The 232-nt window shown below is 55.2% G+C and carries 1 protein-coding gene; it reads right to left on the bottom strand.

Going from position 1 to position 232, the window contains the following annotated elements:
* On the bottom strand, positions 1 to 232 hold a 232-nt coding region (locus EXE44_RS20570), incomplete at both ends, for a hypothetical protein (protein ID WP_158293526.1).

Below are 232 nucleotides of genomic sequence, written 5' to 3'. Positions count from 1 at the left end.
AGCGTCGCGAGAACGTGCGATTTCCCACTACCGAATTCCCCTTGTAGCCAGTAGGTTCCGCCGCGTTCCTCTTGCAAGTCATTCAGAACGGTGAGAAGGTGCTTTTCGAGATCCTCGGTGAGGATGAATGTCCGAAGGATCTCTTCGGCGTCGGTCTCTGCATCTTCCAGGTCGATTGCGCCATTGATCGTCTCCGGACACGAGATGATGTCCGAGAGGGGTTTGAGTGCCT

The organism is Halorubrum sp. SS7, from assembly GCF_005435055.1.
GTDB classification, from domain to species: Archaea; Halobacteriota; Halobacteria; order Halobacteriales; family Haloferacaceae; genus Halorubrum; species Halorubrum salinarum.
Note: the sequence above shows the minus strand (reverse complement) of the source record. Positions and strands in the feature narration are given on the sequence as shown.